Below are 16,282 nucleotides of genomic sequence, written 5' to 3'. Positions count from 1 at the left end.
TCGTCTGGGGATTGTAATGTTAAGAAGTCAATTTTGAGCTGGGAAGTATTATAGGAATTGTGAACTGTATGGCATAAAAAAAGCCCGTTCATAATGAACGGGCTTTTTAGGTATATGGATAGTGTGTGAATTATTTCAACTCAAATTTGGAAGTACCCAACAATTTCAAATTGTCATCATAAACATTTACCATGTAGTTTCCTTTTTGGAATTCGTCCACAGGCTTGTTGATGTAGTCACATACGTCCAAAGAACTGTTTTCATAGTAGAAATTGGTTCCTTTGCTATAGGTGATGGAAGCACCTTCCTCAGTAGTCTTGGTGAAGCTGTCGCCCAAAACATTTCCTTGCGGGCCAAGAACTTCAATGAAAAACTCTCTGTCACCGGCTTCAGCGATTACGTTGTCAGCTATGGTAAAACAAACTTTAAACTTGTCGGTAGCCCTGGCTCTGGAAGTAGAAACCAGTTTTCCACTGTTTCTCTCTCTAACCGCATCTACACTGATAGTGGAAAGGTTAAGCGCAGAACCTCTTTCAACGGCATCGGCCAATTGTGTATTCTGTACGACCAATGAATCGTTGAAAACAGTTTGTTTCTCCAATTCAGTAAAAGTACTATCCCTCTGCATGGCCAACAAAGTGTTTGATTGCGTCAAGGAATCCACTTGCTTCATCAATTTCTCTCTTTCAGCCTTCAATACGCTAACTTGTCTTCTGTATCTTGAAAGAGAAGCAATGTCTGCTTTCATGCTTTGTACCGAATCAATGTACTTTGCAATATTGTCACGGGCAGCGACCAATTCCTCATTGGTGGCGTTGCTTTCCAAAATCGCTTTGTCGTACTCAGATTTCAAGTTGTTCAAATCGTCAACAACCAACTCTTTTTCCTGAGTCAGTGCTTGGGTCGTCTTTTTCTTATCTTGGTAAAGACTAACGGTGTAGATGATGGTTCCCAAAAGAACGACACCCAACAAACCTGCAATTACCTTCAAACCATTGTTATTTTTTGCTTCAGTCATAACGTTTTGTATTAATTGATTCTCGTTTAGGTTTTTTAATCAATCATGTTTGGTTTATATACGCTTTGGATTACCATTTGGATCATATAGGTTGAAATAATGTCGAAAAAAATCTTCATTATGATTGATATGCCTTATTTTTAAAGGAACTCAAAACAAACCCATGAGAAGAAATTTTATCCTGATGATGGTTGCTCTAACGCTCACCATCTCCTGTAAACAAAAAAACAAAGAGAAAGAAGAGGCCGAAGCGGTGGCTGCCCAAGTTGAAACTGAATTGCCCTCCAAAGTTGAAATAATCCCCATTGAACACGCAACAGCTGTTTTGGAGTGGAACAATACCACTATTTATATTGACCCGGTTGGAGGCAAGGCTGCTTTTGAAGGGCAACAACGACCAGACATGATTTTTATAACCGATATACACGGCGACCATTTTAATCCAGAAACTTTAAATGAATTGGAATTAGAGGGTGTCCAAATCATTGCACCAGATGCGGTGAAATTACAAATGGAGGAGGCATTATCGTCCAAAACAACCATAATGAACAATGGAGAGACCAAGGAAATGGCAGGATTTTCCGTTAAAGCCATTCCCATGTACAACCTACGTGAAGAAGCCAAGGATTTCCATGTTAAAGGAAGAGGCAACGGATATGTCTTTACTTTTGGGGACGAACGTATCTATTTTTCGGGGGACACAGAGGATATCCCGGAAATGCGGGCATTGGAGAATATTGACAAGGCATTTGTCTGTATGAACCTCCCCTACACCATGACGGTGGAAAGTGCCGCGGATGCCGTACTGGAATTTCAACCTGAGGAAGTTTATCCTTACCACTTTAGAGGACGTCCCGAGGTCAGTGATGTGGCAAAGTTTAAACAACTGGTCAATGAGGGAAATCCTGATATAAAAGTGGTCCAATTGGATTGGTACCCCAATGATGATTTTTAATGGGATAAAATAAAGGCAGCATATTGTCGTTAAGGTAACAGACTATAACCAATTCAAATACTTGACCATGGCTCCCAAATCCCGTGTTTTAGTAGTTGTTGCATTATTCTGTGCCGTACAAACTACGTTTTCCAATCAATGTGATAATTATTATTCCAAAGTGACGTATGCGCTCAATCATTGCAAAAAAGCAATGGAGGCCACCAACTTTGAACATCAAATGTATTATGCTGAAAGGGCTTTGACCGCTCTTGAAAAAGCGGATGAATTCAAAGGCGACTGCGTTTGTAAAAAAGCGTATGACAAAGCCTATGACACAAAGCAAACCTTGGACAAGGCCATTGAACCCGTAGATTGGGAAGCAGGCCGGTTTTTCACCAAAAAAGCTTTGGGAGAAATCAACGAACTCATCACTTTTTTGGACGAATGTACGTTGGGTACTTCCACTACGGTAACCATTGCAGACAGTAATACTGCCACATCGGAATACCAAGCCCATACTGATGGCGGTTCCAATGAAGACGAAGTGGTTGTTTCAAGCGACAATTCCATGGAGCTTGAAATGATCAAAGTTTTTGAGAAGCACGCCACAGATAAATTAAGAACAGCCGAACAAGCCGTTGCCCAATTGGTGGAACTCTCCAAAACCATTGGAACAAATCCTGTTAGTGGGGATAACGACCCCAACAGTTTAGCATCGCACCAACAAGCCTATTTGGAAAAGGCCAAAAAAATACTTGAGGAAGGCATCAAAAATCTCGGTGGAGAAGAATAGTTCCTCAATTACCGAATCAATTTCTTGTACTTGATACGCTTGGGCATGATATCCATTCCCAAGCGTTTCTTTTTGTTTTCCTCGTAATCAGAGAAAGAACCTTCAAAGAAATACACCTGCGAATTGCCTTCAAACGCTAAGATGTGGGTACAAATCCTATCCAAAAACCATCTATCGTGGGAAATGATCACCGCACAGCCCGCAAAGTTTTCCAAACCTTCTTCCAAGGCTCGCAATGTGTTCACGTCCAAATCGTTGGTAGGCTCATCCAGCAATAAAACGTTCCCTTCTTCCTTTAAGGTCATGGCCAAATGAAGTCGGTTACGCTCTCCACCCGATAGCATGTTCACTTTCTTGTTCTGTTCGCTTCCAGAGAAATTGAATCGACTCAGATAGGCACGGGAATTCACTTGTCTCCCTCCCATCATGATCAATTCTTGCCCATCGCTGAAATTTTCCCAAATCGATTTTTCGGGGTCGATGTTTGAGTGACTTTGGTCCACATAGGCCAATTTAGCCGTATCACCCACAATGAATTCACCCTTATCTGGAGTTTCTTCGCCCATGATCATTCGGAAAATGGTGGTCTTTCCTGCACCATTGGGACCAATAATGCCCACAATTCCCGCTTGCGGCAAATTGAAATTCAAGTCCTCGTACAGCAATTTATCGCCATACGCTTTGCTTACCCCTTTGGCCTCAATAACCTTGGTCCCCAATCTGGGGCCGTTGGGAATATAAATTTCCAACTTCTCTTCCAACTGTTTTTGATCTTGGCTTAAAAGTTTATCATAGTTATTTAATCGTGCCTTTTGCTTGGTCTGTCTTCCCTTGGCTCCTTGTCGAACCCATTCCAACTCACGCTCCAAGGTTTTTTGACGTTTGGAGGCTTGTTTGCTCTCTTGGGCCAATCGTTTGGCCTTTTGATCCAACCAACTGGAATAATTGCCTTTCCAAGGAATGCCTTCTCCCCTATCCAATTCCAAAATCCAGCCGGCTACATTGTCCAAGAAGTAACGGTCGTGCGTTACAGCGATAACGGTTCCTTTATATTGCGCCAAATGGTGTTCCAGCCAATGCACGGATTCAGCATCCAAGTGGTTGGTGGGCTCATCCAACAATAAGACATCCGGTTCTTGCAGCAATAAACGGCAAAGGGCCACACGTCTACGCTCTCCTCCGGAGAGGACGCTTATTTTTTTATCGGATTCCGGGGTGCGGAGGGCGTCCATGGCTATTTCCAGTTTGGTGTCCAGTTCCCAAGCATTGGAAGCATCAATTTGATCTTGCAAAGCAGCCTGCTTGTCCATCAACTTTTGCATCTTGTCCGCATCCTCATAAACCTCGGGCAGGCCAAACATATCGTTGATTTTGTTGTACTCGTCCAAGATGGCCACGGTTTCCGCAACACCTTCCTTTACCACCTCAAGGACAGTTTTATTCTCATCCAATTGGGGCTCTTGTTCCAAATACCCCACACTGTAACCGGGTGAAAATACCACATCACCCTGATAGTTTTTATCCACCCCGGCGATGATCTTCAGCAAAGTTGATTTACCTGAACCATTGAGACCTAAAATCCCAATTTTGGCACCGTAAAAGAAACTTAGATAGATGTTTTTGAGTACTGGGGTGTTGGCCGTTTTAAAGGTCTTGGTAACCCCAGACATTGAAAAAATGACTTTTTTATCGTCTGACATGCAATTGTTCTTTAAATTGAAAAAAGGGGAAATCTAAACCCGCCCCTTGAGCGCATTGAAGACCCAAGCTACGGCAAAAAAACCGATTCCCACCGCACCAAAGCCATAACCTGCAACTTCGTCATATTTGAAAGCCCCAAGGGCAATCATTCCTATTCCTACAAAAATCATGATCCATGTTGCCCAAGCGAGCACTGTGTTTTTGTTCATTCCCATATATATCGTTCAGAAGAGCTTCAAATATCGTAAAAAATGAAATAATCCAAAGACTCAAACACGGTTTATCCCTCAAAAGGAAAGGTAATCCCACATTTTTTACGGATTGTGTCCAATAATTCGGCCAGGTCCAAGCTATTTTGGTGTGACCATAGGTCACTTTCCAGTTTTTTGGCCTTTAGACATCGGTGTACTTCCTCAATTTCATAGACAAAACCGTTCCCTTGACGGGGAAGGGCGAACTGTTGTGTCTTTTCCTCTTTTACCAAAGAACAGCCATCCGCCTCATGCCATCTAGGATGGATAAAAATCTCTCCTTTGGATCCTGAAATTTCAGCCTCCATTTTAGAGTCGCCGGTCAAACCGCTGTACAAAACGGCTTGTGCAGTATCATAATGGAAAATCATAGAGGTTTGTAATTCTGTTCCGTTATCATGAAAATTTGAGGTGGCCATAATTTCATTGGGCATCCCCAGAATCAAATAGGCTAAAAAGATGGGATAGATTCCAATATCCAGCAGTGAACCGGAAGCCAAATCTGGATTCAATAATCTGGAATCCAAACCGCGATCCAAAGCATAAAATGCAAAATCGGCATGGAGATAGCCTACATCACCAATGGTTCCATTGTCCACCATTTGCTTTGCTTTTTGTACGGATGGATTGAATCTGGACCAAAGTCCTTCCATCATAAAAACTTTTTTTGCTTTGGCAGCTGCTACAATTTCCTCCACTTCTGCCCTACTAACGCCCAACGGCTTTTCACAGAGGACATGCTTACCTGATTTTATGGCCTCAATCGCCAAATCCTTGTGAAAGTTATGCGGCGTGGCCACATAAACAATATCTACCGCATCCGAATTGAAAAGCTCATCATAACTTCCAAAAGCATTCGGAATATCGAATTGATGGGCAAATTTTTGTGCTCTTTCCAGGTTTCTGGAAGCCACTGCAGCGACTTCCGCATCTTGCACCAATTTTAAATCTTCGGTAAAGTTTGTGGCGATTTTTCCAGGGCCCACAATCCCCCATTTAATTTTTGTCTCCATATAACCTCAAAAGTAATGATTATAACTCCTTATCTTTAACCGATAGCAAGAAATTGAAATACATCTATGGATATCAACTTCAACAAAAATGAAGACCATAATAAGCTGATGCTCTCCGAGCTTCGGAAAAGACTCGCCACAGTGAAGCTGGGCGGAGGTAAAAAACGCATTGAAAAGCATCATGAAAAGGGCAAAATGACGGCCCGTGAGCGCATTGATTATGTATTGGACCCAAAAACCCAGTCCATTGAAATAGGTGCGTTTGCAGGAGATGGAATGTATGGTGAACATGGTGGTTGCCCCTCTGGTGGTGTTGTGGTGAAGGTAGGCTATGTGAAGGGAAAACAATGTGTGGTGGTCGCCAATGATGCCACGGTAAAAGCCGGAGCTTGGTTTCCCATCACCGGGAAAAAGAATCTGCGCGCACAGGAAATTTCCATTGAAAATAGGCTCCCGATTATTTATTTGGTGGACAGTGCCGGGGTTTACCTGCCCATGCAGGATGAAATCTTTCCGGATAAGGAACATTTTGGACGGATTTTCAGAAATAATGCCATCATGAGCAGTATGGGCATTACCCAAATTGCTGCCGTTATGGGAAGCTGCGTAGCAGGCGGGGCCTATTTGCCCATTATGAGTGATGAAGCCTTGATTGTTGACAAAACCGGAAGCATTTTTTTGGCGGGCAGCTATTTGGTAAAGGCCGCCATTGGGGAAAATATTGACAATGAAACTTTGGGCGGCGCCACCACCCATTCCGAAATCAGTGGGGTGACCGATTACAAAGCCAAGGATGATAAGGATGCCCTGGACAAAATCAAGAGCATTGTTGATAAGATTGGGGATTTTGAAAAGGCGGGATTCAACCGGAAGGAATCAAAAAAACCACTGGAAAACCCAGAGGATATCCATGGTATTTTGCCAGCATCCAGAAGTGACCAATATGATATGTTGGAAATCATTAAGCGGTTGGTGGACAATTCTGAATTTGAACAATACAAGGAAGGCTATGGAAAAACCATTTTAACGGGCTACGCTCGTATTGATGGCTGGGCCGTGGGCATTGTGGCCAATCAACGGAAGGTGGTGAAAACCAAAAATGGGGAAATGCAGTTCGGTGGTGTCATTTATTCGGATTCTGCGGACAAGGCCACTCGGTTTATCGCCAATTGCAACCAAAAGAAGATTCCATTGGTTTTTCTTCAAGACGTTACCGGCTTTATGGTGGGCAGCAAAAGTGAGCATGGTGGCATTATAAAGGATGGTGCCAAAATGGTGAATGCCGTGAGCAATTCCGTAGTGCCCAAATTCACTGTGGTCATTGGAAACAGCTATGGAGCCGGAAACTATGCCATGTGCGGCAAGGCGTATGACCCTAGACTGATTGTGGCTTGGCCCAGTGCAGAGCTGGCCGTGATGAGCGGGAATTCAGCTGCCAAAGTGTTGTTGCAGATTGAAAAGGCTTCCTTGGAAAAAAGCGGCAAACCAGTGGATGCAGAGAAAGAAAAGGAGCTTTATGATAAAATCAAGCAAAGGTATGATGAGCAAATATCACCCTACTACGCCGCGGCACGACTTTGGACGGATGCCATCATAGACCCTTTGGATACTAGAAAATGGATATCCATGGGAATTGAGGCCGCGAATCATGCGCCGAGTGATAAAAAATTCAACATGGGTGTATTGCAGGTGTAATCACTCCACGGTGAACCGGGCCAATTGCTGTTCATCCCCTGCTTCTTGAAGCCGTATCATGAATTCTTCACTTCTTTGGTTGGGCTGTCCAAAGTTGTACTGCACCGTACATTTTAAAAAAGTGGCCGCTTCATTCTTTGGGGTCCTGTTTCCCAAATAGGTGGCGTTCAAAATCCATTCTCCTTTGGTCTCCGCTCCAACAATTTCAAACTGCTCATTGGAGTTTCCATGTTGCAGTTCTTCCAAAATCCGATTTCTGTCGCCAACTTCCGTATGTTCCCATGTGAAAAATCGTTTCTGTGGATTTACAAATTGAACGGAAAATTCAGCATCGGGTACGCTCCAATCCAATAGCAATCGAGCATTATAGGTGAGGTTGTTCCGATATTTTATAGCTACTTTATCAATGTTCAGCTCAGCATTATGCTGATTGACCATATTCCGGATTTCCGTACCCACTATTTTTTCCATTGAACTAAAGTTCAACTCTGGATTTACCACTCCAGTAATCATTCCATTCAACATGGTAAGGGCTTCTTGAAAATTCCCCGCGTGTTTCTGGGCCAAGGCCACATCAAAATAGGATTGGGTCTTATTCGGGAACAAATCCAACATTTTATCGGCTGCAAATACGGCCATTTTATTATTTTTCTGTTCCATGCATTTTAGAAATAGGGCACGTAATGCTTCGTAGGAGGGATTATCGACTTCCAGAATATTGGATAAAATCCGCTCTGCCAATTCTGGGCTGGACCCAAGGAAGAAATTGGACACATCCAAATAATATTCAGGGACATTGGCATACGTTTCCCTTTGATTCAAATAAATGTCATAGGCCTCTCTAATGTTCTTGCCTTTTTTAAGGTCTTTGAGATACGGCGTGACCAAGCTCTTGTTGTTGACCTTGATTTTCTCTTCATAAATGTTATTTTTCAATTGTGCCATATCTACTTTTTCACCAGTTTCTTTGGCATAGTTTGCGGATTTCGATGTAATCAAAAGAACCCCGTTGACACCAAGGCTACCATACTTGTTCGTTGCGGCAAGCCCCTTTAAAACCGTAATGTCCGCTATATTTTCTGGGTTGATGAAATCTGAACTAAAGACCGTCCCACTTCCCGAATCGGACTGCCGGAGGGGAACACCATCAATCACGATCAAACCATACACATTTCCCAGTAAACTGTTTCTAGGACGCATGGTGACTTGGCTCAAATCATCATTTTGTCCAAGGTTTACCCCAGAAAACTTGCCTTGAATCGCCATATCCGGTGTGGTTGCAGCGTCAGAAATGTCATCACTGGAAATGGACTGCACGGCATACCCCACCTTATCCCTGTTCTCCTCCCCATAAGCCGTTGTAATGGTTTCTTGAGGCTCATTCTTTCGTTCACTTACTACCACTTCCTGAAGTTGGATTCCTTGGTCTTCCAGTGAAAAGTTTAGCGTATTGGTCTCTCCCAAAACCTGCTTTTCCAAGCTATTGCCATAAGCAACTATCAATGTATCCCCAACTTTTCCATCAATGGTGAAACTTCCGGTTGCATTGGACTTTACCCTACTGTCTTCATTGCCACGGACATAAATTTCGGCTCCCTCCAAACCTACTGTACCGCTATAAATGGTTCCTGAATATTGGTTGGCATTATCCAAGGGGGCACCTGAATCCCTTTTTTCATTAAAATCCACCAAATTTCCATTATTAACGATGGACAAAAGGTTTAAACTGGCCTTATCAAAGTTTTTATTGCTGTTGATAATATAAACTTCCCCGTTAAAATTAGGGGTGCCACTGCCCAGATTTTGCCCTCCATCCGTAAAAAGCAATACATCCCCTGCATCTACGTAACTGCTCAGGGACTCATAGGAAGTAGCACCGTCATAGTGCACTTCCCCAAGTTTTTTCTTGATGGAAGCCCAATCGCTTGAATTCACTTGATAGGTATCCTTTGAGTGAACTCGGTCGCTAAAAGTGATTAGGCTCACCTTGGCATTTTGGACCGTTTTAAAGTAAGCGTCCAAGAAATAGTAATCCTTGTCAATATTCCTGTTTTGCATGGAAAGGGACACATCCCAACAGATAGTGACATTTTTGTTTTCTTGTGCATTGCTGCTGATTCCTGCAACCAAACAAAATGCAGTAATAATCCAGTTGAACGATTTCATTTTTTAATAATGCTATACTTTCACTAGGTGCTAAAGTAAATATGTATTCTATTCCGCAATTGGATAAAATGGACTTATACTAAAGTATAACTCATCAATCAATATCCCTGCTGTGGTTTTACCCTCGGTATCAACAACAATTCCGTTTGCCTGCCATTGACGTACCGAAATCCTTCTTCTCCAAAAAATCCAGCCTCTTCCAACATAATACGAATATCCCGGTTCCATTCCGGGATGTTCACCGTGGCATTCAATTCTATGGCATAGACCGTGTTTGGGTTCAAAGGGTAATTTTCGCCATCATCCTTCATGACACCACCTTGGGAATCCCACATGCCAATGGTGGTCCCTGCAGAGTGGCCATACATGCCCAAAGGATGGGTATAAATGGCAGGTTGGAGCCCGGCATCCTTGGCCTCTTGGAGCGATTGGGCCAAAATTTCATTTCCGGTTCTGCCTTTGATCATGTTTTTGGTCAAGAAGTCTTGCACCCTGTTGCCATCATACAGCGCATTCACCAAAAAAGAAGGGGCCTCGGTCTCCTCAGGTTTTAGCACATAGGCCAATTCCTGGCAATCGGTGTTGAGACGGAGATAGGTAATTCCAAAATCGCAGTGCAACAAATCGCCCGGCATGATCACCAAATCATCGGGCCTTCCCGAAAAGGAATACAAATGGCTTACCAATTCTTCACTGGTACGTTGTATGTCCACTGTAGGATGAAACCAGGTTTCCAGACCCAAATCGGTTACTTTTTGGCGCATCCACCACTCTACTTCGGTAGTTGTGGTTATCCCAGGTGTTATAACTTTCTCCGAAAAAGCTTCGGCAATAATATCGTGTGTGATGTCCACAAGTTGGTCAAAGAGTATCATTTCCCGTTCTGTTCGGGTCTCAATCCAGCGTACCGCCAATTGTTCCGCAGAAATTACTTTGGGTTGGTATTTTTTGGGAAGGTGGGCCATGAACTCATCATAATCCGTTTTGTCCAGACCATCCGCAATGTTGTGGTCTTTTGAAAAATTGAGTGCTATTTTCTGTGGATTCCGCTCTTCAATAAGTTGTACCAAACGTTTCCACTGATCGGGCTCTTTTTCCTTGTCCCAAGCCGAAACGATATTCTTGCCAATATTGTAGCGGGCCACCGCCAATTTATCAATGGTGTTTTTTTCCTTGTTCCGATAAAAAAGAAGAATGGTTCTTCTTCTTGCATTCAGCCAAGTGGCGGGAAGCATGGTCTTAAGCACCGGGTCTTCGTTATATTCTCTCGAAATGAGCACCCACATATCAATCCCCGTGTCATCCATCAATTGGGGAAGTAGCACATTAAAGCGTTCCTCCAGGATTTCATCCACCACTCGGGCACGTTCCACTTCAGGGAGTATTTGTTGGGCATGGGTAAAGAGAATGGTGCAAAGTGCAAAAAATAGCGTCAGTTGTTTCATGTAGTTTGATTTATCCTCTCAAAATACAAAACTTACCGTATTTGTTGCACTATTTTTTTACGGTGAATTTTTCCACTTTTGGTTTCGATGAAAGGTTTTAACGCATGGACTTCTTTGGGCACTTCGTATTTCTGGATTCCTTTCAAACTTTTGATTTTGTTGAGCAACTTCTGGATATCAACTTGGGATTCCTCTACCACCAAAACCAGTTTCTGACCCAAAGTAGCATCAGGTAGGCCTGCCACAAAAAAACGGGAATGAATTATATCGGCCAATTTTTTTTCTATCTCTTCGGGAATCAGTTTAATGCCCCCAGAATTGATGATGGTATCATATCTTCCCAACCACTTAAATTGATTCTCACTCACCAATTCCACCACATCGTTGGTCACTATTTTGTCATCCGAAATTTTTGGGGCATCAATAATCAAGCAACTCCTGCCATCCACAGAGATACTGATATGGGGCAGGGTTTCAAAACAGTTTGTTGGATCTTGCGTGATTCGTTTAACAGCAATATGGGTAATGGTCTCGGTCATACCATAGGTTTCATAACAATTGGTGGCATATTCTTTTAACGCTGATCTTAATTTGGTATCAACTGGCGCGCCACCAATGATCAATGTTTTTATCCTGCCCAGTTTGTCCAATGAATTTTGCACCTGCAAGGGGACCATCGCCACAAAATCGTAGGCATTATCGGAATTTTGCAAAGGGGTTGATGAGGGTTCCACGTACTCCAAATGCAAACCAAGAACCATAGCCCGGACCAGCATCATTTTTCCTGCGATTCCCGAACTCGGAAGACACAGCAAAGCTGTTTGGGCAGGTTTAAGATCAAAATATGCTCCTGTGGCCAATGCCGAATTGACCATGTGCTCTTTCTGCAAGATTATTTTCTTGGGTTTTCCTGTAGATCCCGAAGTAAAAACTTCCAAGGTGGATGAATCCGATGCCCAGTCCAACAAAAAACTTCCTATGGAATTTTCAAAAGATTCGCCCTCTTTAACCAAGCTATAGCCCACCTCCTTTAGGTCTTCCAAGCTATACGGAATACCATTGAGTTTAAACTGGGGGTGAATGTTATGCCAGATTGGATTCTCCATCGTTTAGGGCCACAAATTCTTCTTTGGTCAATACTTTCCCAAATAATCGGTCTTTCCAATTCTTCCAACCGTACTTTTTGGAGAAAAACCATAACAAAATGGGAAACACAACAAATACGGGGATCACTGCATCCCATCCCAGTGAAGGCTCAGAGATGTCTTTATAAATGGAATTCGTCTGAAAAGCGGTCCAATCTGCTGTCACCAACAAGGCTGTGATGAGATTGTTGGCCGCATGAAAACCGAGGGTAAGCTCCAGTCCTTCATCCATCAAAGTCAAAATCCCCAAGAAAAAACCCGTTCCTATATAGTAGATGAGAATCCCGAAACCTAATTTTTCCACTTCTGGATTGGCTATGTGCATCAATCCAAACAAGGCTGAAGTAACCACCAAAGGCACCCATCTATTTTTTGCCAAAATGCCCAACCCTTGCATCATGTGCCCCCTAAAAAGATATTCTTCAAAGCTGGTCTGCATGGGAATCAAAATAATCCCAATGATTGCCAAGACAATAAATTTGGTCAAATCAAAATTCAACACATAACTATCCGGAGAAAAATAAATATCGAGACCGACCAAAAGAATCATTACAACCGTCCACAGTCCAAATGAAAAAAAGATTCGTCCCCAATCAATTTTTTTTCGCGAAGTGGTCAATGAGGTGATGGATTGTTTGTGCACTAAATAGGTCCACCCCAGCACTACGAACAATCCAACCGCCAACGGAAATAATAGGATGATCAAAACCAAATTGGAACCAAATTGCGCTATAATCTGTTGCATGGTGTCTTCCACACTCACAGGTGAATTCACTGTTGCAATATAGTTTAGCACCATAAATGTGATAAAAGCCGTAGGGATGATGAAATATTTCCAAAGACCAATATCTCCCTTATACCCTTGTTCTATATACATAAATCTTCAATTAAATTATGTTTCCACTGTTTTGCTGCGCTATAATACAATTTACCGCCCGAAACCTTCAATGGACTCTCAAAATTATTGGTGTACAGACTTCCGGTGCCCAAGCCTTGTGGCATGGTATTTCCCAGGGTATAGGTCCACTGGGCAATGGCATTGAGCCCAATATTGCTTTCCAAGGCACTGGTAATCCACCAGCCTATATTGTATTTTTCAGCGAGCTGAACCCATTCTTCGCAACCACCAAAACCGCCCACCAAACTTGGCTTTAAAATGATGTACTGTGGTTGTATGGTTTGTAGCAACCGTTCCTTTTCTGTTACAGAAAAAACACCGATCAATTCTTCATCCAATGCAATGGGCAATGGTGTGTTTTGGCATAGCTCCGCCATATTATCCCATTGGTTTGGTTTGATGGGCTGCTCTATGGAATGCAGTTCAAATTTCGATAATTGTTGGAGCTTTTCCATGGCATCGGTTGGTGAAAAAGCACCATTGGCATCTACACGAAGTTCAATTTCATCAGGGGTAAAGTTTTTCCGGATGGCTCTTAGAATGGAAAGTTCTGATGCAAAGTCGATGGCGCCAATCTTCATTTTGATGCACTGGAAACCCTGCTTCAGTTTCTGTTCCAATTGGGACAGCATAGAGGCTTCATCTCCCATCCAGATCAGTCCGTTGATGGGTATGGGAGATTCTTTTTGGGTAAAATCCGAAGGGAACAATTCAAATGGAGTTTTGGATTGCAGGGATAGAAATGCTTGTTCCACCCCAAATTGAATTGAGGGAAACTCGGTCAGTGCTGCGAGCAATTTTTCTTGCCCCAAATGGAGGTTTTTGCAGACCCACTTCAATATTTCTTCATAATGGGATACGTCATCCACACTCAACCCCCTTAAAATGCCACACTCCCCTATTCCCCAAGAGCCTTGATCGCCAAGCAACAGAAACCAGGTTTCTTTTTGGGTCAAAACGCCACGTGAGGTTCCACTGGGCATCTTAAAATCCAGGATATACTTTTTATAGGTAGCTTTCATCCAATGGTTTCAAATGTAACCATATTTAGGATGTTTTGGATAAAAAATGATCAGCTAAAATTGAACCAAAAACGAACGCCCTCGCCTTGCTTGTCAATGTTCAGCTTGGATTGCAGTTGGTTGACCAATCGGTTCATCAGGCGGATTCCCATGGAAGAATGGGACCGTTCCTCGGTATCTTCGGGAAGGCCAATACCGTTATCGGTGTATTCAAAATAACCTTGATCGCCATTTTTGCGAAGATGGATATAGATTTTCCCATTTTCATCATTGTCGGGAAAAGCATATTTGAAAGAGTTGGAGACCAATTCGTTCAAGATCAATCCAAAAGGAATGGCCCTATCAATGTCCAATTCCGTGCCTTCGGCATCAATGGTAATGCTAATGTTATGCCCTCCTTTTTTGTAGACAGACTGCACGCTGTTGATAAGACTCTCAATATATCCTTGCATTTCAATGACCGACAGATCATCATTTTGATACAGTTTTTGGTGTATCAATGCCATGGCCTTTACCCTGCTCTTTCCTTCTTCCAATGCCTCAATGGCTGCTTTGCTTCGTGTATTTTTGGTTTGAAGGCTCAGCAAACTTGATACCATCTGTAGGTTGTTCTTTACCCGGTGATGGATTTCTTTGAGCAAAGAATCCTTTTCAACAAGGGCATTTTCAATGATGTGCTTTTGCTCGGCAATCAAGCGTTGGTTCTTGATACTTTTTAAATAGGCATAGACCAACCCTGCAAAACCGAGTAGGGTAAATATCAACGAGACAAATACCAAGTGCATTCGCTCATCTTTGGCCTTCATTTCACTGCGGGCCAGTTCATTGATGCGTTTCTGCTCCTCGATCAAACGTTGTGAGTTTTCCAAATCTTCATTGGCCACAATGGTGACCAACTGCTGTTTTATGATGGAGGACTGCTTTTGCGCCATGGAATCTTTAATCCGTTCATTGCGCTTGTAGTACATGGCGGCGTTTTTATAGTTCTCCACCTTGTCATAATATGCCGCCAATAGACTATTTCGCTTAATAAGTTGTAGCGCACCAATGTTCTCATACTCAACATCAAGGTTTCGCTTGGCGGCCAAAAATCGATCCAGCTGCAAATTGGCATCGGCCAAATAGAGGGTGTTTTCCACCATCTCACTTTTATGGCTGTTCTTGGAAGAGGTGTCCAAAACTTCGATACTGCTTTCAAGAAGTGGAATGGCTTCTTCATATTCCCCCAACATAACCTGGCATTTACCAATGTTCCCTTCTATTTCTGCCTTTAGCAAATCGCTTTCAAAAAGTTCATCCTCACTTTTTTGAATGGAGATATCGTTAAGGTACACATCAAGATAGGCCTTTGCTTTTTTTAATTCGCTCAAAGCGGTGGGGGCAGAATTGTCCAACCTCAGATAATTGCCCACCTTACTGTGGTATTTGGCCAGACCATACGAATCGTTGTCCGCAATGGTGGGCTTAACCTCCATGATGTATTGGTTCCTTGCCTTTCTGTAGAGCCCAAGGTTACTGTAAATATCATAGAAAGCAATATTTTCGGTGATGCCCATCTCCTTTTTTTGCTTTCTGATTTCTATCTGCTTGTCAAATAGTTGAAGGTTGGCATAATTATCGTCCAAAACATCCAAGATGGCTTTTTGCGAATCCACATCCAAGGAGTCTTTGGCTGCATAAAGGTCTTTGGCCAAAGTGGTGCTCTTGTCGTACTCGCCCAGATCGTTATAAATCTGTGCCTGCATCACTTGGTACAAGCGAATCGCAGTTGTATCATTGGTTTTTTCTGCGTTGGAAAGATATATCTTGATGGTGTCCAACCAATCGTAAGCCGAGTTTTGATTGTAACGGTCTATGGAATTGAAAAAAACAGTGAACCGTTCTTTTGGAAGGTTGGTGTCCTGAAATTCCTTTAGAACACTCTGCTCTTCATCCTCTGGGGACTGCGCAGAACCGTTGTAAAGAAAAACAAAACAAAGTAAAGTGAATAAAATTCTGACGTAACGTTCCATTAATTTACTATATACAGCATCCCAAAAAATTATTTGGAATCCCACAGTATTGTTTGTGCCCTTTATTTTTATTTCCCTATAGATGATTTCTGCGCTGGATGGATCGTATTGACTCAACCTTTGGAATCAACGTATGGGGTATATAAAGAACGTTAGTTTAGTGCCAAAATTAAATGCAAAGGGACA

At 42.7% G+C, this 16,282-nt stretch carries 13 protein-coding genes; 3 read left to right on the top strand and 10 right to left on the bottom strand.

From position 1 onward, the window contains the following. Positions 1–130: 130 nt before the first annotated feature. A complete protein-coding gene (locus A7D14_RS00140) occupies positions 131–1,018 on the bottom strand; it encodes a hypothetical protein (RefSeq protein WP_067028634.1) in 888 nt (295 codons plus the stop codon). Positions 1,019–1,181: 163 nt separating this feature from the next. On the opposite strand from A7D14_RS00140, the gene A7D14_RS00135 reads away from it, so the two are divergent. After that, positions 1,182–1,973, top strand: a complete 792-nt coding sequence (locus A7D14_RS00135; protein WP_067028631.1) for an MBL fold metallo-hydrolase — start codon at positions 1,182–1,184, stop codon at positions 1,971–1,973. A gap of 67 nt (positions 1,974–2,040) precedes the next feature. After that, a complete protein-coding gene (locus tag A7D14_RS00130; RefSeq protein ID WP_141673169.1) occupies positions 2,041–2,748 on the top strand; it encodes a hypothetical protein in 708 nt (235 codons plus the stop codon). 8 nt (positions 2,749–2,756) lie between these two features. On the opposite strand, the gene ettA is transcribed toward A7D14_RS00130, so the two are convergent. The 3 genes from ettA to A7D14_RS00115 all read right to left on the bottom strand — a co-directional run bounded on the left by ettA (position 2,757) and on the right by A7D14_RS00115 (position 5,713). Beyond that, positions 2,757–4,448 carry an energy-dependent translational throttle protein EttA gene (gene ettA, locus A7D14_RS00125; protein ID WP_067028625.1) on the bottom strand — a complete coding sequence of 564 codons (1,692 nt, stop codon included), beginning with the start codon at positions 4,446–4,448 and terminating at the stop codon, positions 2,757–2,759. 33 nt (positions 4,449–4,481) lie between these two features. Beyond that, on the bottom strand, positions 4,482–4,658 hold the full coding sequence (locus A7D14_RS00120) for a CAL67264 family membrane protein (RefSeq protein ID WP_231562643.1): 177 nt from the start codon (positions 4,656–4,658) through the stop codon (positions 4,482–4,484). A 71-nt stretch (positions 4,659–4,729) separates the two neighbouring features. Then, positions 4,730–5,713: a Gfo/Idh/MocA family protein gene (locus A7D14_RS00115; RefSeq protein WP_067028622.1), complete on the bottom strand. Its 984-nt coding sequence runs from the start codon at positions 5,711–5,713 to the stop codon at positions 4,730–4,732. 66 nt (positions 5,714–5,779) lie between these two features. Between A7D14_RS00115 and A7D14_RS00110 the strand changes: the two genes are divergently transcribed. Further along, positions 5,780–7,408: an acyl-CoA carboxylase subunit beta gene (locus A7D14_RS00110; protein ID WP_067028619.1), complete on the top strand. Its 1,629-nt coding sequence runs from the start codon at positions 5,780–5,782 to the stop codon at positions 7,406–7,408. Here A7D14_RS00110 and A7D14_RS00105 read toward each other — a convergent pair whose 3' ends face one another. From A7D14_RS00105 to A7D14_RS00080, 6 genes are all read right to left on the bottom strand, one after another. After that, positions 7,409–9,574 (bottom strand): TonB-dependent receptor plug domain-containing protein, encoded by a 2,166-nt coding sequence (locus tag A7D14_RS00105; RefSeq protein WP_067028616.1) that lies wholly within the window; start codon positions 9,572–9,574, stop codon positions 7,409–7,411. Between the two features lie 98 nt (positions 9,575–9,672). After that, positions 9,673–11,019 (bottom strand): M24 family metallopeptidase, encoded by a 1,347-nt coding sequence (locus A7D14_RS00100; protein WP_067028613.1) that lies wholly within the window; start codon positions 11,017–11,019, stop codon positions 9,673–9,675. Positions 11,020–11,051: 32 nt separating this feature from the next. Then, complete coding sequence (locus A7D14_RS00095) at positions 11,052–12,125, bottom strand: AMP-binding protein (protein WP_067028609.1); 1,074 nt, start codon at positions 12,123–12,125, stop codon at positions 11,052–11,054. Next, on the bottom strand, positions 12,103–13,041 hold the full coding sequence (locus A7D14_RS00090) for a CPBP family intramembrane glutamic endopeptidase (RefSeq protein ID WP_067028606.1): 939 nt from the start codon (positions 13,039–13,041) through the stop codon (positions 12,103–12,105). Before A7D14_RS00090 ends, A7D14_RS00095 begins: the two co-directional genes overlap by 23 nt. Beyond that, positions 13,032–14,084: an o-succinylbenzoate synthase gene (gene menC, locus A7D14_RS00085; protein ID WP_067028603.1), complete on the bottom strand. Its 1,053-nt coding sequence runs from the start codon at positions 14,082–14,084 to the stop codon at positions 13,032–13,034. Before menC ends, A7D14_RS00090 begins: the two co-directional genes overlap by 10 nt. A 50-nt stretch (positions 14,085–14,134) precedes the next feature. After that, positions 14,135–16,096, bottom strand: a complete 1,962-nt coding sequence (locus A7D14_RS00080) for a sensor histidine kinase (protein WP_067028676.1) — start codon at positions 16,094–16,096, stop codon at positions 14,135–14,137. Positions 16,097–16,282 lie beyond the last annotated feature (186 nt).

The organism is Allomuricauda sp. CP2A (genome assembly GCF_001683915.1).
Classification (GTDB): domain Bacteria; phylum Bacteroidota; class Bacteroidia; order Flavobacteriales; family Flavobacteriaceae; genus Flagellimonas.
This window is presented reverse-complemented; position numbering and strand designations above follow the sequence as displayed.